Here is an 18,945-nt window from a genome sequence, read left to right as displayed (position 1 = left end):
TTTATTGTTAACTAATGCAACAGTTGCTGTACTGATCCGATGAGTTAATGTTGAACAAATCTCATGTTGCGTAGTGGTCGCTTTTACCACTGATGCGTTTGTGCCAGTATGGTTTGTTGAATTTTTATTAAATCTGGGTTGAGCGTGTCGGGAGCAAGTGTGAGCAGCAAAGTTGAACAACTGCGTGCGCAGTTAAATGAACGTATTCTGGTGCTGGACGGCGGTATGGGCACCATGATCCAGAATTATCGTCTGAACGAAGCCGATTTTCGCGGTGAGCGTTTTGCCGACTGGCCGTGCGATCTAAAAGGCAACAACGACCTGCTGGTACTCAGTAAACCTGATGTGATTGCCGCGATCCACAACGCTTACTTTGAAGCGGGCGCGGATATCATCGAAACCAACACCTTCAACTCCACGACTATTGCGATGGCGGATTACCAGATGGAATCCCTGTCAGCAGAAATCAACTTTGCAGCAGCGAAACTGGCACGTGCCTGCGCTGACGAGTGGACCGCCCGCACGCCGGGGAAACCACGCTACGTTGCTGGTGTTCTCGGCCCAACCAATCGCACAGCATCTATTTCTCCGGATGTAAACGATCCGGCATTTCGCAATATCACCTTTGACCAACTGGTGGCGGCTTATCGTGAATCCACCAAAGCGCTGGTGGAAGGCGGTGTAGACCTGATTCTGATTGAAACTGTTTTCGACACTCTTAACGCGAAAGCGGCGGTCTTTGCGGTGAAAACCGAGTTTGAAGCGCTGGGTGTGGAGTTGCCGATTATGATTTCCGGCACCATTACCGACGCCTCCGGGCGCACGCTCTCCGGTCAGACAACCGAGGCATTTTACAACTCCCTGCGGCATGCCGAAGCGCTGACCTTTGGCCTCAACTGCGCACTGGGGCCAGACGAACTGCGTCAGTACGTGCAGGAACTTTCGCGTATTGCCGAATGCTACGTCACCGCGCACCCGAATGCCGGACTGCCAAACGCCTTTGGTGAATACGATCTCGATGCTGACACAATGGCGAAACAGATTCGCGAATGGGCTGAATCGGGTTTCCTGAATATTGTCGGCGGCTGCTGTGGCACGACGCCACAACATATTGCTGCGATGAGCCGTGCAGTTGAAGGATTAGCACCGCGCAAACTGCCTGATATCCCCGTAGCCTGCCGTTTGTCCGGACTGGAGCCGCTGAACATTGGCGACGATAGTTTGTTTGTTAACGTTGGTGAACGAACTAATGTAACCGGTTCCGCTAAGTTCAAACGCCTGATCAAAGAAGAGAAATATAGCGAGGCGCTGGACGTGGCGCGTCAGCAGGTGGAAAACGGCGCGCAGATTATCGATATCAACATGGATGAAGGGATGCTCGACGCCGAAGCGGCGATGGTGCGTTTCCTCAGTCTGATTGCTGGCGAGCCGGATATCGCTCGCGTGCCGATTATGATCGATTCTTCGAAATGGGACGTCATCGAAAAAGGATTGAAGTGTATTCAGGGCAAAGGCATTGTTAACTCTATCTCGATGAAAGAGGGCGTTGAAACCTTTATCCATCATGCCAAATTATTACGCCGTTACGGTGCGGCGGTGGTGGTAATGGCCTTTGACGAACAGGGCCAGGCCGATACCCGCGCACGGAAAATCGAGATTTGCCGTCGGGCGTACAAAATCCTCACCGAGGAAGTCGGCTTCCCGCCGGAAGATATCATTTTCGACCCGAACATCTTCGCTGTCGCCACCGGGATTGAAGAGCATAACAATTACGCGCAGGATTTCATCGGCGCGTGCGAAGACATCAAACGCGAACTGCCGCACGCACTCATCTCCGGTGGCGTCTCCAACGTTTCCTTCTCGTTCCGTGGCAACGACCCGGTGCGCGAAGCTATTCACGCGGTGTTCCTCTACTACGCCATCCGTAACGGTATGGATATGGGGATCGTCAACGCCGGACAACTGGCGATTTACGACGATCTGCCTGCGGAACTGCGCGACGCGGTGGAAGATGTGATCCTTAACCGTCGCGACGATGGTACAGAGCGTTTACTGGAACTTGCCGAAAAATATCGCGGCAGTAAAACCGACGACACCGCCAACGCCCAACAGGCGGAGTGGCGCTCGTGGGACGTGAAGAAACGCCTGGAGTACTCGTTGGTCAAAGGCATTACTGAGTTTATCGAACAGGACACTGAAGAAGCTCGTCAACAAGCCGCTCGCCCGATTGAAGTGATTGAAGGGCCGCTGATGGACGGAATGAACGTCGTCGGTGACCTGTTTGGTGAAGGGAAAATGTTTTTGCCGCAGGTGGTGAAATCGGCACGCGTTATGAAGCAGGCGGTGGCGTATCTCGAACCGTATATTGAAGCCAGCAAAGAGCAGGGTAAAACCAACGGTAAGATGGTGATCGCCACCGTGAAGGGTGACGTGCACGATATCGGTAAAAATATTGTTGGTGTGGTGCTGCAATGTAACAACTATGAAATTGTTGATCTCGGCGTGATGGTGCCAGCGGAAAAAATCCTCCGCACTGCCAAAGAGGTGAATGCTGATTTGATTGGTCTTTCGGGGCTGATCACGCCGTCGCTGGACGAAATGGTCAACGTGGCGAAAGAGATGGAGCGTCAGGGCTTCACCATTCCGCTACTGATTGGCGGCGCGACTACCTCAAAAGCGCATACAGCGGTGAAAATCGAGCAAAACTACAGCGGCCCGACGGTTTACGTGCAAAACGCCTCGCGCACCGTTGGTGTTGTGGCGGCGCTGCTTTCCGACACTCAGCGTGACGACTTTGTCGCTCGTACCCGCAAAGAGTACGAAACCGTGCGTATTCAGCACGGGCGCAAGAAACCGCGCACGCCACCGGTCACGCTGGAAGTGGCGCGCGATAACGATTTCGCTTTTGACTGGCAGGCCTATACGCCGCCTGTAGCGCACCGTCTCGGCGTGCAGGAAGTCGAAGCCAGCATCGAAACGCTGCGTAACTATATCGACTGGACGCCGTTCTTTATGACCTGGTCGCTGGCCGGAAAGTATCCGCGCATTCTGGAAGATGAAGTGGTGGGCGAAGAGGCAAAACGCCTGTTTAAAGACGCTAACGACATGCTGGATAAATTAAGCGCTGAAAAATCGCTGAATCCGCGCGGCGTGGTTGGTCTGTTCCCGGCAAACCGGGTGGGTGACGACATTGAAATCTATCGTGATGAAACACGCACGCATGTGATTAATATCAGCCACCATCTGCGCCAACAGACGGAAAAAACCGGCTTTGCTAACTACTGCCTCGCTGATTTTGTGGCACCGAAACTCTCCGGCAAAGCGGATTACATCGGTGCATTTGCCGTAACTGGCGGGCTGGAAGAGGACGCGCTGGCTGATGCCTTCGAAGCGCAGCACGATGATTACAATAAAATCATGGTGAAAGCGCTTGCCGACCGTTTAGCCGAAGCCTTTGCAGAATATCTTCATGAGCGCGTGCGTAAAGTCTACTGGGGCTACGCGCCGAATGAAAATCTCAGCAACGAAGACCTGATCCGCGAAAACTATCAGGGCATCCGCCCGGCACCAGGATATCCGGCCTGCCCGGAACATACGGAAAAAGCCACCATCTGGGAGCTGCTGGAAGTGGAAAAACACACCGGCATGAAACTCACGGAATCTTTCGCTATGTGGCCTGGCGCATCAGTTTCGGGTTGGTACTTCAGCCATCCGGACAGCAAGTACTACGCAGTGGCACAAATTCAGCGCGATCAGGTTGAAGACTATGCCCGCCGTAAAGGTATGAGCGTTTCTGATGTTGAACGCTGGCTGGCGCCGAATCTGGGGTATGACGCGGACTGATTCACAAATCTGTCACTTTTCTTTACAACAAACAGGGCACTCACGGAGTGCCCTGTCTCTTTATTGATAGTAAACACATATACTGGACTTATATCAGACCGGAAAAGCGCTTCCGGAACTGTTTCAGGCACATATAACGATAAGGAGAACCTGAACTCGTGTTAACACTGCTTCACCTGCTTTCTGCCGTCGCCCTGCTGGTCTGGGGGACGCATATTGTTCGAACAGGCGTAATGCGTGTCTTTGGCGCACGGCTGCGTACTGTCCTTAGCCGGAGCGTCGAAAAAAAGCCGCTCGCCTTCTGTGCGGGGATTGGCGTTACGGCACTGGTGCAGAGCAGTAATGCCACCACCATGCTGGTGACGTCGTTTGTTGCCCAGGATCTGGTTGCTCTCGCGCCTGCGCTGGTGATTGTGCTGGGGGCCGATGTCGGAACGGCGCTGATGGCGCGGGTTCTCACCTTCGATTTATCCTGGTTGTCGCCGCTACTTATTTTTATCGGCGTAATTTTTTTCCTCGGACGCAAGCAGTCGCGCGCCGGGCAACTGGGCCGCGTCGGTATTGGCCTTGGGTTGATTTTGCTGGCACTGGAGTTGATTGTGCAGGCCGTAACGCCGATCACCCAGGCGAACGGTGTTCAGGTGATCTTTGCCTCGCTGACCGGCGATATTCTGCTGGATGCGCTGATTGGCGCGATGTTCGCCATTATCAGCTACTCCAGCCTTGCCGCGGTACTGCTGACTGCGACTCTGACTGCTGCGGGCATTATCTCTTTCCCGGTGGCGCTCTGCCTGGTTATTGGCGCTAACCTTGGTTCCGGCTTGCTGGCGATGCTCAACAATAGCGCCGCTAATGCTGCCGCACGTCGTGTCGCGTTGGGTAGCCTGCTTTTTAAGCTGGTGGGGAGCCTGATTATCCTGCCGTTTGTCCACGTTCTGGCAGAATCAATGGATAAACTGCCTTTGCCGAAAGCGGAACTGGTTATCTATTTCCACGTCTTCTATAACCTTGTGCGCTGTCTGGCGATGCTGCCATTTGTCGACCCGATGGCACGGTTTTGCAAAACCATTATTCGCGATGAACCCGAACTGGATGTCCATCTGAAACCAAAACATCTGGATGTCAGCGCGCTGGATACGCCGACCCTTGCTCTGGCGAATGCCGCCCGTGAAACACTGCGTATCGGTGACGCGATGGAACAGATGATGGAAGGGCTGAATAAAGTGATGCACGGCGAACCGCGTGAAGAGAAGGAGTTGCGCAAGCTGGCGGATGATATCAACGTCCTCTACACCGCGATTAAACTTTATCTGGCGCGGATGCCAAAAGAAGAGTTGGCGGAAGAAGAATCACGTCGCTGGGCGGAGATTATCGAAATGGCGCTCAACCTTGAGCAGGCTTCCGATATTGTCGAGCGCATGGGCAGCGAAATTGCCGACAAATCACTGGCAGCACGGCGGGCGTTTTCGCTTGATGGGTTGAAGGAACTGGATGCGCTCTATGAGCAATTGCTCAGCAATTTAAAACTGGCAATGTCGGTGTTCTTCTCTGGCGATGTCACCAGCGCTCGCCGTTTACGTCGCAGTAAGCATCGCTTTCGCATTCTTAATCGCCGCTATTCCCATGCCCACGTCGATCGCCTGCATCAGCAAAACGTGCAGAGTATTGAAACCAGTTCGCTACATTTAGGTTTATTGGGAGATATGCAGCGTCTGAACTCGCTGTTTTGTTCGGTGGCTTACAGCGTACTGGAACAGCCAGATGAAGATGAGGGACGGGACGAGTATTAATATTGTGAATCCTGTAGGCCTGATAAGACGCGTTAAGCGTCGCATCAGGCACTATGTACAAGATGCCGGATCATGCATCCGGCAATTCACTTAAAAACGGTGACCCGCTTCCAGCGGCACGGCTTCTTCACCGGCCTTAAACACATAAGTGGTATTCGGGCCGCCAAGCGTAGCGTGACCTTTACTTACGGTGATCCAGTTACCTTCCGGCAGACCAATAATCGTCAGTTCTGGCGCTACCACCAGTAATTCGCGAATACGCTGCTCGCGCGTTTCACCTTTGTGACCTTCCGGCAGCGCGTTGGTGAAGTGCGGGTTGATTTGCAGCGGGAACAGATTCAGCGCATCGAAGCCCTGCGGATCGACAATCGGCATATCGTTGGTCGTGCGAATGGTTGGGCAAGCGAGGTTAGCGCCTGCGCTCCAGCCAATATACAGCGCGCCGCGTTTCACTACGTCAACAATCGGTGCCAGCAGACCGCGCACACGGCATTCTTTCAGTAACTGGAAAGTGTTGCCACCGCCGACAATCACGATCTCCGCATTTTCAATCGCGGCAACAGGATCGGCAACGCTATGAATACCGGTGACAGAAATGCCAAGTGGGGCAAGAACTGCAGCCGTTTTGGCGGTGTAATCATCCCAGGTTTGCGTTACGCCAGCGAAAGGAATAAACACCGCGGAACGGCGACCCTGCAACTGTTCAGCAATCAGCGGCAGCGCATGTTCCAGCCAGGCTTTTCCCGGCAGCGTCGAGTTACTCAATAAAAGCAGTTCCATTACTTCTCCGGTTAGTAAGAAATCACGGAAGGCATGCTACCACTGTGAATTTAACCGCTTACTGACATGGCTCACGATGTCGCGTATTGCTTCTGGAAAGCGTCTCGCAAGTTTGAATGTTCAGGCGTGACAGGTATTCGCAACAGCGGTATTTTCCGACAAATTTCTAAGGACACTGGAGGAAAAATGCTCGCTAATTACGCTACTTTTAGACAGAGTATGCGCATCATGATGGAGGGAATTATGCGCACAATGTCGAAGGTGAAAAAATCTGTCAATGTTTCGCTGCCCCCCGAGATTCTGGAAGAGGCACGTAAATCCTGTCGCTGATGTATTAAAGCATGCCATTGTTGTCCGGCGGTCAGACTTGCTCAGCTATCTGGCGGTAAACCACCTGTAAAAGTTTGTCCGGTGGTTTCAATTGCTGGCCTGGACCACATGGTGATGACAGGAATACCGCTAAAAGAGTTGGGAGAACGTATAGCTGATCTTAGTCAACAGCGAATCGAACTGCGTGATGCTATCGATTTTCTATTAAACGGCTATTAATGCTGGTACGTAACTTATCGTATTCCGCATAAATCCTGTTTTTCCTCGCTAAGAGGTAAGGTATATTCCGCGTTTCAGAGGAGAATTTATGCTGCCCGACTCATCAGTCCGTTTAAATAAATACATCAGCGAAAGCGGAATTTGCTCACGCCGCGAAGCGGATCGCTATATCGAGCAAGGCAATGTGTTCCTTAATGGCAAGCGTGCCACTATTGGCGATCAGGTAAAGCCCGGTGACGTTGTAAAAGTAAACGGTCAGTTGATCGAGCCGCGGGAAGCCGAAGATTTAGTGCTTATCGCCCTGAATAAGCCCGTGGGCATTGTCAGCACTACGGAAGATGGCGAGCGCGATAACATCGTCGATTTCGTCAATCACAGCAAGCGCGTGTTCCCGATTGGTCGCCTGGATAAAGACTCCCAGGGGCTGATTTTCCTCACTAATCACGGCGATCTGGTCAATAAGATCCTTCGTGCTGGCAACGACCATGAAAAAGAATATCTGGTGACGGTCGATAAACCGATTACCGAGGAGTTTATTCGCAGCATGAGTGCGGGGGTGCCAATCCTCGGGACAGTGACCAAAAAGTGCAAAGTTAAAAAAGAAGCGCCGTTTGTCTTTCGTATTACCCTGGTGCAAGGGTTGAACCGTCAGATCCGTCGTATGTGTGAACATTTTGGCTACGAAGTGAAAAAGCTGGAACGTACGCGCATTATGAACGTCAGCTTAAGCGGCATTCCGCTGGGTGAATGGCGTGATTTAACCGACGATGAGCTTATCGATCTCTTTAAACTCATTAAAAATTCCTCTTCCGAGGCGAAGCCCAAAGCGAAGGCCAAACCGAAAACGGCAGGCATCAAACGCCCGGTGGTGAAGGTGGAGAAAACAGCGGAAAAAGGTGGCCGCCCGGCATCAAACGGCAAGCGTTTCGCCTCGCCGGGGCGGAAGAAAAAAGGTCGTTAATCAGCGTTTGCCACGCGTCGACGTATTTGCCGACCAACTGAATGACGCTTCAGGATCCGGTTTATAAGCCTGCTTTTTCTTCAATTGGCGGGCTTTTTTCGCTTCAGCCTCACGCTCAACCATTAATTTATCGATGTACTCTTTCTTAATGCTGTTGGTTTCGGCGTTGGTCAGCACGCGGCCATGTGCAATACGCGCTCGATCCAGCAGCGTCTTCAGTTCGCGCTGTTCACGCTCAGTCATCTCTTTTTGAGTAATGCGGGGGAGTGCCATGATGGTGCCCTCTGTTAATCGGATAGCTCAGTGTACGGGAATTCATTTGCGAGCAGAACCGATAAGATTCATTTGCGTTCTCTTTTATTTTTATGTTTTTAGCTAATTAGCGATAAATACATATAAAAATTTAACGGAAATAATTCACTGGTAACTGTTCAAATTTAATTAATCTTTTATTATTCAAGGTGTTAAATCTTAGAGTCCATTTCTGGCTCGTTTCTCGCAATAACGCTATCGCATTGATAACATTTCTGTTTTCAGTGGTCTGGCGCGGGTTAGTTAATATCAAAGGATGAGTCAAATGCCATTAAATGGAGTCAGTGCTGCGATGCGTGAACGGGTATCGCAGCAGTTAAAGGAAATTGAATGGCGGTATGGCGTGAAAGTGCTGTACGCCTGCGAATCGGGGAGTCGCGGCTGGGGATTTGCCTCGCCAGACAGCGATTACGATGTGCGTTTTTTGTATGTTCACCCGCTGGAATGGTATCTGCGGGTAGAGTCACCACGCGATGTTATCGAACTGCCCATCGACGACGAGCTGGATGTTTCAGGTTGGGAGTGGCGCAAGGCGCTGGGATTATTGAAAGGCGCGAACCCGACGCTGATTGAATGGCTGGATTCGCCGGTGGTCTATCAGCAGGATGAAGAAACGATAACGGCGCTTAAGGCGATGGTGCCGAAGTGGTTTTCTCCGCTACGTGCGCGCTGGCATTACTATTCGATGGCGCAGAAAAACTTCCGCGGCTATTTGCAGGCCGACGAAGTTCGGCTGAAAAAATATTTTTACGTGCTGCGCCCGCTGCTGGCCGTGCGCTGGGTCGAAGCGGGTAAAGGCGTACCGCCAATGCGCTTTGCTGAGTTACTGGCGGGAAGTGAGTTGGATGCGGCCTTACGTGCAGAAATAGATGAATTGCTGGAACGTAAACAGCGCGCGGGAGAAGCGGAATATGGACCGCGCCGTCCATTGCTACATGCGTTTATTCGTGCGGAACTGGCGCGCGGGGAAATTCCACCAGTGTTACCGGACAGCAGGGAAGGCGATGTCAGGGAGTTGGATCGTCTGTTGATGACGACAGTGATGGGGAAATAAATACGGCCCGGGGCATATCATCCGGGCCATACTGTTTTTACTCAAACAAATTACTATGCAGTTTCTGCACCACCTGATCGGCGTCTGCGCCTGGCACCAGGAAGCACAGGTTATGGCTGGAAGCGCCGTAGCAAATCATGCGGATGTTGAACGGTTCCAGTACGCCAAAGACCTCTTTGCCGACGCCGCAGGCTTTTGACAGGTCGTTACCAATCAGTGCCACCAGCGCCAGGCCTTCTTCCACTTCTACCCGGCACAGTGCCGAAAGCTCCATCAGTAAGGATTGCGTCAGCAACGTATCGCCGGTAGATGTTGATCCGGTAGTGTCGAGAGTTAACGCCACGCTTACTTCTGACGTCGTAATTAAATCCACCGAAATATTATGTCGCGCGAGGATGCCGAAAACCTCCGCGAGGAAGCCGCGGGAATGCAGCATATTCAGGCTATGTAGGGTTAATAGCGTTTGTTTACGGCGCAGGGCCAGGGCGCGAAATAGCGGTGGATTTTCGGTGGTATTACACACCAGCGTACCGCCAGCGCGCGGATCTTTGCTGGAGCCGACAAATACCGGAATATCGCTGCGTACTGCAGGCAACAACGTTGCCGGATGCAGCACTTTCGCGCCAAAGGTCGCCATTTCAGCGGCCTCTTCAAAAGCAATTTCATCTATGCGTTTTGCTGCGGGCACCACGCGCGGATCGGTGGTGTAGATGCCGGGGACGTCAGTCCAGATATCCACACGAGATGCGTGTAAAGCTTCCGCCAGCAAGGCTGCCGTATAATCGCTGCCGCCACGACCAAGTGTTGTGGTACGGCCTTTACTTTCTCTGCCAATAAATCCCTGAGTGATGATTAAACTTTCACTGAGTCGTGGAGCCAACTGCAACGCAGCCAGTTCCGCCAGTGCAGTAACATCCGGCTCCGCACGGCCAAATCGGTCATTGGTACGCATCACTTTACGCACATCAAACCACTGTGCCTGAACATTGCGTTCGCGCAGGATCTCAACAAACAGCAGAGTAGACATCAGCTCGCCGTGGCTGACCAGTTCATCTGTTAACGCCGGAGAGGTTGCCAGTGCCGCTGCTTCGGCCAGAATGGTAATGTTCTCCAGTAGACGTTCAATCTCTTCACGGACGACGTTCGGGTAACGCAGGCGTTCCAGAATAGCGAACTGAATATTGCGAATGGCATCGAGTTTTTCGAAACGCTCAGCCGGTTCCAGACCTTCGGCTAGTGCTACCAGCAGATTGGTGATCCCTGCGGAAGCGGAAAGCACAACTAAACGCACATTCACATCAGAAAGCACAATGTCAGCGCTGCGGTTCATGGCGTCGAAATCAGCCACGCTAGTACCACCAAATTTGGAGACAACAATATCGGGCATAACAACCTCGTGTCAGGGAATGAAAGAAGCGACCATGGCACAAAGGCAAAACAGAAACCGGTGCAGGCGCAGACCGTATTTATAAATAAAAGGTGTAGCGGAGTGTGTCAACGCTGGGATTATGCGGATTATTCATGCAGCGCTGGTGGCCAGAAATTGTGCTTATAACAGCTATACTGTTTTATCCATTTCGGCGGTTGAACGAGCTAAAGACACTAAAACCATCACATTTTTCTGTGACTGGCGCTACAATCTTCCACAGTCACAATTCTCAATATCAGAAGAGTATTGCTAATGAAAAATATCAATCCAACGCAGACCGCTGCCTGGCAGGCACTACAGAAACACTTCGATGAAATGAAAGACGTTACGATCGCTGAGCTTTTTGCTAAAGACGGCGATCGTTTTTCTAAGTTCTCCGCAACCTTCGACGATCAGATGCTGGTGGATTACTCCAAAAACCGCATCACCGAAGAGACGCTGGCGAAATTACAGGATCTGGCGAAAGAGTGCGATCTGGCTGGCGCGATTAAGTCGATGTTCTCTGGCGAGAAGATCAACCGTACCGAAAACCGCGCTGTACTGCACGTGGCGCTGCGTAACCGTAGCAATACGCCGATTCTGGTTGATGGCAAAGACGTGATGCCGGAAGTCAACGCGGTGCTGGAGAAGATGAAAACCTTCTCGGAAGCGATTATTTCTGGTGAGTGGAAAGGTTATACCGGCAAGGCAATCACTGACGTGGTAAACATCGGTATCGGTGGTTCTGACCTTGGTCCGTACATGGTGACTGAAGCGCTGCGCCCGTACAAAAACCACCTGAACATGCACTTCGTTTCTAACGTCGATGGGACTCACATCGCAGAAGTACTGAAAAAAGTGAATCCGGAAACCACCCTGTTCCTGGTGGCGTCTAAAACCTTCACTACTCAGGAAACTATGACCAACGCCCACAGTGCGCGTGACTGGTTCCTGAAAGCGGTTGGCGATGAGAAGCACGTTGCGAAACACTTTGCGGCGCTCTCCACCAACGCGAAAGCTGTTGGCGAGTTTGGTATTGATACCGCTAACATGTTCGAGTTCTGGGATTGGGTCGGCGGTCGTTACTCTCTGTGGTCAGCGATTGGTCTGTCGATTGTTCTCTCCATCGGTTTTGATAACTTCGTTGAACTGCTTTCCGGTGCACACGCCATGGACAAGCATTTCTCCACTACTCCGGCAGAGAAAAACCTGCCTGTACTGCTGGCGCTGATCGGCATCTGGTACAACAATTTCTTTGGCGCGGAAACTGAAGCGATTCTGCCATACGACCAGTATATGCACCGTTTTGCGGCGTACTTCCAGCAGGGCAATATGGAATCCAACGGTAAGTACGTTGACCGTAACGGTAACGTGGTGGATTACCAGACTGGCCCGATTATTTGGGGTGAACCAGGTACGAATGGTCAGCACGCGTTCTACCAGTTGATTCACCAGGGAACCAAAATGGTGCCGTGCGATTTCATCGCTCCGGCTATCACCCATAACCCGCTCTCTGATCACCACCAGAAACTGCTGTCTAACTTCTTCGCTCAGACCGAAGCTCTGGCGTTTGGTAAATCCCGCGAAGTGGTTGAGCAGGAATACCGTGATCAGGGTAAAGATCCGGCGACGCTCGATTATGTTGTGCCGTTCAAAGTGTTCGAAGGCAACCGCCCGACCAACTCCATTCTGCTGCGCGAAATCACCCCGTTCAGTCTGGGTGCCTTGATTGCGCTGTATGAGCACAAAATCTTTACTCAGGGCGTGATCCTGAACATCTTCACCTTTGACCAGTGGGGCGTAGAGCTGGGTAAACAACTGGCGAACCGCATTCTGCCGGAGCTGAAAGATGATAAAGAAATCAGCAGCCACGATAGCTCGACCAATGGTCTGATTAACCGCTATAAAGCGTGGCGCGGTTAATCTTCGTGCATTTCTGATGCCGATATGTAGGCCGAATAAGGCGTTCACGCCGCATCCGGCAACCGGTGCCTGATGCGACGCGGTCGCGTCTTATCAGGCCTACAGGTCGATGCCGATATGTACATCGCATTCGGCAATTAATACATAGCTCGATTGACTAAATAGCCTTAAAAACAATGCCGACTATAAGTCGGCATTGTTTTATCAGATAAATCCCCTTGCCGGGGATTTAACGAAAATCATACCGTGAGGTTAATCCTAAAATATATTTTTAGTCTGTGTTAATTTCAGAAAATACGCAGGAAATTTATTTTTATATTTATTTTAACTGAATGATTTAACTGATTGTTTTCATATTATAAAAATATATAGTTGATATTCATTCCAATTATCCTAAAACCCATTCACTAATTCCCCGCGGCGTAATTCGTATGCTTTAGTTGTGTATACTCGATCCCGCCCGAAATGTTTTTGGGTAAATCTCCATTCATTCAATGAAGGGAAATTATTATGAAAAAAGTTCTGTATGGCATTTTTGCCATATCTGCGCTTGCGGTGACTTCTGCGTGGGCTGCACCTGTACAGGTGGGCGAAGCGGCAGGGTCAGCAGCAACGTCGGTTTCAGCGGGTAGTTCCTCTGCGACCAGCGTCAGCACCGTAAGCTCGGCGGTGGGCGTCGCGCTCGCGGCAACCGGTGGCGGTGATGGTTCTAATACCGGGACCACAACAACCACGACCACCAGTACTCAGTAATAAAGTATGTATCCCCAAAATAATTCGAGTCATCGCATCTGTGGCTTGAGGTATGAAGGGATTTACCATAACCACACTCCGGTGTGGTTATTCTGCCCCTCTGGAGAAGAGTCGTGAAGCGACCTGCACTCATTCTTATCTGCCTGTTATTACAGGCCTGTTCAGCCACTACTCAAGAACTGGGCAACTCACTGTGGGACAGCCTGTTCGGTACGCCGGGCGTTCAGCTTACGGACGATGATATTCAAAATATGCCCTACGCCAGCCAGTATATGCAGCTTAATGGCGGTCCACAGTTATTTGTCGTTTTGGCCTTCGCTGAAGACGGACAACAAAAATGGGTTACTCAGGATCAGGCCACCCTCGTTACGCAACATGGTCGTCTGGTGAAAACCCTGCTCGGTGGCGACAACCTGATTGAAGTAAATAATCTTGCTGCCGATCCGCTGACCAAACCCGCACAAATCGTTGATGGCACAACCTGGACTCGCACGATGGGCTGGACCGAGTACCAGCAGGTGCGCTACGCCACAGCTCGTTCAGTCTTTAAATGGGATGGTACTGACACCGTCAAAGTCGGTAGCGATGAAACCCCGGTTCGCGTGCTGGATGAAGAAGTCTCCACCGATCAGGCGTGCTGGCATAACCGTTACTGGATCGACAGCGAAGGACAAATTCGCCAGTCGGAACAGTATCTCGGTGCAGATTATTTCCCGGTGAAAACCACGCTCATCAAGGCAGCAAAACAATGATTAAACAAACAATTGCAGCGTTGCTTTTGAGCGTAGGGATGTCATCGGTCTTGGCGGCGGGAACCGTCAAGGTGTTTAGCAATGGTAGTCGCGAGGCAAAAACGCTGACGGGCGCAGAGTATTTAATCGATCTGGTGGGGCAACCACGACTGGCAAATAGCTGGTGGCCCGGTGCGGTGATTAGCGAAGAGCTGGCAACGGCGGCGGCATTGCGTCAACAGCAGGCGTTGCTGGCACGACTGGCGGCGTTGGCCGCAGATTCCAGCGGTGATGATGCCGCCGCCATTAACACCTTACGCCAGCAAATTCAGGCGTTGAAAGTGACGGGCAGGCAAAAAATCAATCTTGATCCCGATATGGTGCGCGTTGCCGAACGCGGTAACCCGCCGTTGCAGGGCAACTACACGCTGTGGGTCGGATCTCCGCCGTCAACGGTCACGTTGTTTGGGCTTATTAGTCGTCCAGGCAATCAGCCATTTACCCCAGGTCGTGACGTGGCGAGTTACCTCTCCGGTCAGAACCTGCTTAGTGGTGCGGATCGCAGCTACGCATGGGTTATTTATCCAGACGGTCGCACGCAAAAAGCGCCGGTGGCTTACTGGAACAAGCGTCACGTAGAGCCGATGCCCGGCAGCATTATTTATGTTGGCCTGGCGGACTCCGTCTGGAGTAAGACGCCAGACGCCCTGAACGCCGACATTCTTCAGATTCTGACGCAGCGGATACCCCAATAATGAAAAAAAGACATCTGCTTAGCGTACTGGCGCTGGGCATTAGCGCGGCCTGCTACGGCGAAACGTATCCTGCGCCTATCGGGCCGTCGCAATCAGATTTCGGCGGCGTCGGTTTGTTGCAAACGCCCACCGCCCGTATGGCGCGGGAAGGGGAGCTTAGTCTCAACTACCGCGATAACGATCAGTACCGTTATTACTCAGCTTCAGTGCAACTCTTCCCGTGGCTGGAAACGACGCTGCGCTATACCGACGTGCGTACCAGACAGTACAGCAGCATCGAAGCGTTCTCTGGCGACCAAACGTATAAAGATAAAGCCTTCGATCTTAAACTGCGTTTGTGGGAAGAGAGTTACTGGATGCCGCAGGTGGCTGTTGGCGCGCGGGATATCGGCGGTACGGGGCTGTTTGATGCGGAATATCTGGTCGCCAGCAAAGCCTGGGGGCCGTTCGATTTCACGCTCGGCCTGGGGTGGGGATATCTGGGCACCAGCGGTAACGTGAAAAATCCGCTCTGTTCAGCCAGTGACAAATATTGCTATCGCGATAACAGCTATAAACAGGCGGGTTCTATCGACGGCAGCCAGATGTTCCACGGCCCAGCCTCGCTGTTTGGGGGAGTGGAATACCAGACGCCCTGGCAGCCGCTGCGCCTGAAACTGGAGTATGAAGGCAATAATTATCAGCAGGATTTTGCTGGGAAGCTGGAGCAAAAAAGTAAGTTTAACGTCGGGGCGATTTATCGCGTTACCGATTGGGCCGACGTTAACCTTAGCTATGAACGTGGCAACACCTTTATGTTTGGCGTCACGCTGCGCACCAACTTTAACGATCTGCGCCCGTCGTACAACGATAACGCCCGACCGCAATACCAGCCGCAGCCGCAGGATGCCATTTTGCAGCATTCGGTGGTGGCGAATCAGTTAACGCTATTGAAATACAACGCCGGGCTTGCCGATCCGCAGATCCAGGTGAAAGGCGATACGCTGTATGTTACCGGCGAGCAGGTGAAATATCGCGATTCGCGCGAAGGGATCATTCGTGCCAATCGGATCGTGATGAACGATCTGCCGGATGGGATCCGCATGATCCGTATAACGGAAAATCGGCTTAATATGCCGCAGGTGACCACCGAAACGGATGTCGCCAGCCTGAAAAATCATCTTGCCGGAGAGCCGCTGGGTCATGAAACAACGTTGGCGCAAAAACGCGTCGAACCGGTGGTGCCGAAGTCCACTGAACAAGGCTGGTATTTTGACAAATCGCGCTTTGATTTCCATATCGATCCAGTACTGAATCAGTCAGTTGGTGGCCCGGAAAATTTCTATATGTACCAGCTTGGCGTGATGGGGACGGCGGATTTGTGGCTAACGGATCATCTGCTGACTACCGGCAGCCTGTTTGCTAACCTGGCGAATAACTACGACAAGTTTAACTACACTAACCCGCCGCAGGACTCCCATCTGCCGCGTGTGCGTACTCATGTTCGTGAATATGTGCAGAACGATGTTTACGTCAATAACCTGCAAGCCAACTACTTCCAGCATCTGGGCAACGGCTTCTATGGCCAGGTCTACGGCGGCTATCTCGAAACCATGTTTGGCGGTGCGGGGGCAGAAGTGTTGTATCGTCCGCTGGATAGCAACTGGGCGTTTGGGCTGGATGCTAACTATGTGAAACAGCGCGACTGGCGTAGCGCGAAAGATATGATGAAGTTTACCGATTACAGCGTGAAAACCGGACATCTGACCGCGTACTGGACGCCATCTTTCGCCCAGGATGTGTTAGTCAAAGCGAGCGTCGGGCAGTATCTGGCAGGGGATAAAGGCGGTACGCTGGAGATTGCCAAACGTTTTGATAGCGGCGTGGTGGTGGGTGGCTATGCCACGATCACTAACGTTTCGAAAGAGGAGTACGGGGAAGGGGATTTCACCAAAGGCGTGTATGTCTCTGTACCGCTGGATCTCTTCTCGTCCGGCCCGACCCGCAGTCGTGCGGCAATTGGTTGGACACCGCTGACGCGCGACGGTGGTCAGCAACTTGGGCGTAAGTTCCAGTTGTATGATATGACCAGCGATCGTAGCGTAAATTTCCGTTAAGTCATGGGAAAGGTGCCAGCTTTCGCAATCACTGGCACCCTCATTCTTAATGGCCTGTCGAGCCATCAGGAACGCAGTTCACCCCCGGTTTACGATCTGGTGTGTAAAGGCGAAAACATTCTGTCTTCCTGTCCGTCGATATAGGTTGCAGGTCTGGTTGCCTGAGCGACTGAGCCATCATTGGGCTGGAGACATTGCTTTGCGGAAGGTCGGCTTTATCAGCAGTACCGAGCGGACCGGCAAAAGCAGGAAGAACAGAGACTGATAACAACAAAGCAGCAAAATAAGGCTTCATTTTTACCACCTTTATCAGGTTAGGTTTTATTTGTTCCAGAGGAACATTGTCGATTTTTCGCGCTTTGTTGGTGGCTGGGAATCACCTGAATGGGTGATTTTTTGGGGGCGCGTGTCTTGCCGGAGGCACAGTCAGGCGCGGTTTATCCGGCCTACGGGGAGCCGCATCCGGCGCTGGCGAGAGGAGCCATCTAAATCCAGGTTGAACAAAACATACACAAAAAATATAGATCTCCGTCACATTTTTACGTTATACAGGAAGCTCGCCACTGAGTTGGAGGGCTGTTATGACGTCGCTATCTCGTCCCCGCGTGGAGTTTATCTCCACTATTTTGCAGACCGTACTCAATCTTGGCCTGTTGTGCCTGGGCTTGATTCTGGTTGTCTTTCTCGGCAAAGAAACGGTGCATCTGGCTGATGTGCTGTTCGCACCAGAACAAACCAGCAAATATGAGCTGGTGGAAGGGCTGGTGGTTTACTTTCTCTATTTCGAATTTATTGCCCTGATTGTGAAGTATTTTCAGTCCGGATTTCACTTTCCCTTACGTTACTTTGTCTATATCGGGATCACCGCCATTGTGCGCTTGATCATCGTCGATCATAAATCGCCACTGGATGTGTTGATCTACTCTGCAGCGATCCTGTTACTGGTGATCACTCTATGGCTGTGTAATTCGAAACGGCTGAAGCGGGAGTAAAAAAGAGGCGCTCCGAAGAGCGCCGAATAACAGTCACAAGTTAGGATAACGTAAGTTGAGGGTGCAGCGGCATAACAGTGGCATAACAACATCTTTAACCTTTCACACCACCCGCCGTCAGGCCGTTGACCAGCCAGCGTTGAGCCAGCAAGAAGACGAGGGTGATCGGTAATGCAGACATCACAGCAGCGGCAGCAAAGTCACCCCACAGGTAGTTTTGTGGGTTGAGGTATTGCTGCATACCCACGGCCAGGGTGTAACTGTTCACATCACGCAGTAACAGCGACGCGACCGGAACTTCAGTAATAGCAGCGATAAATGACAGGATGAACACCACTGCCAGAATCGGTACTGACAGCGGCAGCAGGACGAGGCGGAAGGCCTGCCACGGCGTCGCGCCATCCAGCGCCGCCGCTTCTTCCAGCGAGCCATCGATAGTTTCGAAATAACCTTTGATCGTCCAGACGTGCAGCGCAATCCCCCCCAGGTAAGCAAAGATAACGCCGCCGTGGGTATTCAGGCCGATGAACGGAATGTACTCACCCAGGCGGTCAAATAACGCATACAACGCGACCAGTGAGAGTACCGCCGGGAACATCTGGAAAATCAGCATCCCTTTCAGCAGCGTCGCTTTGCCAGGGAAGCGCATACGGGCGAAGGCGTAGGCGCAGGTGGTGGAGAGCGCCACAATACCTATCGCAGAAATCCCCGCGACTTTCACCGAGTTCCACAGCCACAGCAGTACCGGGAACGGCGGTGGCGTAACGCGACCATCCGCCTGTTCAACGCTAAAACCTAACGCCAGTTTCCAGTGATCCCACGAGATTTGCTCCGGGATCAGGCTGCCGGTCGCGAAGTTCCCCTGGCGCAGCGAGATGGCGACGACCATTAGCAGCGGGAACATAATCGCCGCGATAAAAAGTAGCAGTAGCAGGTGAGTAATAAATAAACGTACTTTTTGCGATTTCGGTTGGACCATTGCCATTTTTGTTATCTCC

At 52.1% G+C, this 18,945-nt stretch carries 16 protein-coding genes; 11 read left to right on the top strand and 5 right to left on the bottom strand.

Annotated features, from left to right (window positions below):
* The first annotated feature begins 159 nt into the window (after positions 1 to 159).
* Both metH and A9587_RS09410 read left to right on the top strand, forming a co-directional pair.
* Positions 160 to 3,843 carry a methionine synthase gene (gene metH / locus A9587_RS09415; protein ID WP_016249460.1) on the top strand — a complete coding sequence of 1,228 codons (3,684 nt, stop codon included), beginning with the start codon at positions 160 to 162 and terminating at the stop codon, positions 3,841 to 3,843.
* Positions 3,844 to 4,001: 158 nt separating this feature from the next.
* Complete coding sequence (locus tag A9587_RS09410) at positions 4,002 to 5,633, top strand: Na/Pi cotransporter family protein (RefSeq protein ID WP_105263967.1); 1,632 nt, start codon at positions 4,002 to 4,004, stop codon at positions 5,631 to 5,633.
* Between the two features lie 90 nt (positions 5,634 to 5,723).
* On the opposite strand, the gene pepE is transcribed toward A9587_RS09410, so the two are convergent.
* Positions 5,724 to 6,413, bottom strand: coding sequence for a dipeptidase PepE (gene pepE / locus A9587_RS09405; RefSeq protein WP_000421749.1), 690 nt, complete (start codon positions 6,411 to 6,413; stop codon positions 5,724 to 5,726).
* A gap of 411 nt (positions 6,414 to 6,824) precedes the next feature.
* Between pepE and A9587_RS25005 the strand changes: the two genes are divergently transcribed.
* Both A9587_RS25005 and rluF read left to right on the top strand, forming a co-directional pair.
* Positions 6,825 to 6,962, top strand: coding sequence for a CcdB family protein (locus A9587_RS25005; protein WP_228929306.1), 138 nt, complete (start codon positions 6,825 to 6,827; stop codon positions 6,960 to 6,962).
* An 88-nt stretch (positions 6,963 to 7,050) separates the two neighbouring features.
* A complete protein-coding gene (gene rluF / locus A9587_RS09390; RefSeq protein ID WP_105263968.1) occupies positions 7,051 to 7,923 on the top strand; it encodes a 23S rRNA pseudouridine(2604) synthase RluF in 873 nt (290 codons plus the stop codon).
* Here the strand turns inward: rluF and A9587_RS09385 are convergent, their stop codons facing one another.
* Positions 7,924 to 8,196 (bottom strand): DUF3811 domain-containing protein, encoded by a 273-nt coding sequence (locus tag A9587_RS09385; RefSeq protein WP_001207629.1) that lies wholly within the window; start codon positions 8,194 to 8,196, stop codon positions 7,924 to 7,926.
* Positions 8,197 to 8,500: 304 nt separating this feature from the next.
* Here A9587_RS09385 and A9587_RS09380 point away from each other — a divergent pair, with 304 nt between their 5' ends.
* Positions 8,501 to 9,289 (top strand): nucleotidyltransferase domain-containing protein, encoded by a 789-nt coding sequence (locus tag A9587_RS09380; RefSeq protein ID WP_001130546.1) that lies wholly within the window; start codon positions 8,501 to 8,503, stop codon positions 9,287 to 9,289.
* Positions 9,290 to 9,326: 37 nt separating this feature from the next.
* Here the strand turns inward: A9587_RS09380 and lysC are convergent, their stop codons facing one another.
* Entirely contained in the window at positions 9,327 to 10,676 is a 1,350-nt protein-coding gene (gene lysC / locus A9587_RS09375; protein WP_001517553.1) for a lysine-sensitive aspartokinase 3, read from the bottom strand.
* A gap of 294 nt (positions 10,677 to 10,970) precedes the next feature.
* Here lysC and pgi point away from each other — a divergent pair, with 294 nt between their 5' ends.
* The 5 genes from pgi to A9587_RS09350 all read left to right on the top strand — a co-directional run bounded on the left by pgi (position 10,971) and on the right by A9587_RS09350 (position 16,955).
* The gene (gene pgi / locus A9587_RS09370; protein WP_105263969.1) at positions 10,971 to 12,620 is read left to right on the top strand and encodes a glucose-6-phosphate isomerase; all 1,650 of its coding nucleotides are present in this window, start codon (positions 10,971 to 10,973) and stop codon (positions 12,618 to 12,620) included.
* Positions 12,621 to 13,130: 510 nt separating this feature from the next.
* Entirely contained in the window at positions 13,131 to 13,373 is a 243-nt protein-coding gene (yjbE, locus tag A9587_RS09365) for an exopolysaccharide production protein YjbE (protein WP_000757338.1), read from the top strand.
* Between the two features lie 113 nt (positions 13,374 to 13,486).
* Positions 13,487 to 14,125: a YjbF family lipoprotein gene (locus A9587_RS09360; RefSeq protein WP_001517554.1), complete on the top strand. Its 639-nt coding sequence runs from the start codon at positions 13,487 to 13,489 to the stop codon at positions 14,123 to 14,125.
* Positions 14,122 to 14,859 (top strand): capsule biosynthesis GfcC family protein, encoded by a 738-nt coding sequence (locus A9587_RS09355; RefSeq protein ID WP_016262767.1) that lies wholly within the window; start codon positions 14,122 to 14,124, stop codon positions 14,857 to 14,859. The genes A9587_RS09360 and A9587_RS09355 overlap by 4 nt, the downstream gene beginning before the upstream one ends.
* Complete coding sequence (locus A9587_RS09350; RefSeq protein ID WP_105263970.1) at positions 14,859 to 16,955, top strand: YjbH domain-containing protein; 2,097 nt, start codon at positions 14,859 to 14,861, stop codon at positions 16,953 to 16,955. The genes A9587_RS09355 and A9587_RS09350 overlap by 1 nt, the downstream gene beginning before the upstream one ends.
* Positions 16,956 to 17,001: 46 nt before the next feature.
* On the opposite strand, the gene A9587_RS09345 is transcribed toward A9587_RS09350, so the two are convergent.
* On the bottom strand, positions 17,002 to 17,280 hold the full coding sequence (locus A9587_RS09345) for a hypothetical protein (RefSeq protein ID WP_000804022.1): 279 nt from the start codon (positions 17,278 to 17,280) through the stop codon (positions 17,002 to 17,004).
* A 256-nt stretch (positions 17,281 to 17,536) separates the two neighbouring features.
* Here A9587_RS09345 and psiE point away from each other — a divergent pair, with 256 nt between their 5' ends.
* A complete protein-coding gene (gene psiE, locus A9587_RS09340) occupies positions 17,537 to 17,947 on the top strand; it encodes a phosphate-starvation-inducible protein PsiE (protein WP_000202902.1) in 411 nt (136 codons plus the stop codon).
* A gap of 94 nt (positions 17,948 to 18,041) precedes the next feature.
* On the opposite strand, the gene malG is transcribed toward psiE, so the two are convergent.
* On the bottom strand, positions 18,042 to 18,932 hold the full coding sequence (gene malG, locus A9587_RS09335; protein WP_001252091.1) for a maltose ABC transporter permease MalG: 891 nt from the start codon (positions 18,930 to 18,932) through the stop codon (positions 18,042 to 18,044).
* Positions 18,933 to 18,945 lie beyond the last annotated feature (13 nt).

It is taken from the genome of Escherichia sp. MOD1-EC6162, from assembly GCF_002965125.1.
GTDB lineage: Bacteria > Pseudomonadota > Gammaproteobacteria > Enterobacterales > Enterobacteriaceae > Escherichia > Escherichia marmotae.
This window is presented reverse-complemented; position numbering and strand designations above follow the sequence as displayed.